Genomic DNA, 236 nt, shown 5'->3' with positions numbered 1-236 from the left:
AGCGGCACGTTCACCATCACTGCGCTGGACGGCGTGACCACGCTGACTATCGGCGGCATCGCTGTCGTCACCAATGGCGTGGCCGCAGGGTTCCCGCAATCGGTCACCACGCCGTTGGGCAGCACGCTGACCATCACCGGTTTCAACGCCACCACCGGCGTGGTCAGCTACAGCTACACCCTGGTCGACAACGAAGCGCATCCAAACGCCAACGGTGCGAACAATCTGCCTGAGCA

Annotated in this window: 1 protein-coding gene; it reads left to right on the top strand. The window is 63.1% G+C overall.

Annotated features, from left to right (window positions below):
* Window positions 1–236 (top strand): hypothetical protein (locus ACM6IN_RS22055; RefSeq protein ID WP_414916710.1); only part of this gene is annotated, 236 nt, incomplete at both ends.

The sequence above is a fragment of the Pseudomonas sp. IT-P395 genome, from assembly GCF_949767675.1.
GTDB lineage: Bacteria > Pseudomonadota > Gammaproteobacteria > Pseudomonadales > Pseudomonadaceae > Aquipseudomonas.
The sequence above is the reverse complement of the archived record's forward strand: the minus strand, read 5'-3'. Positions and strand labels throughout refer to the sequence as shown.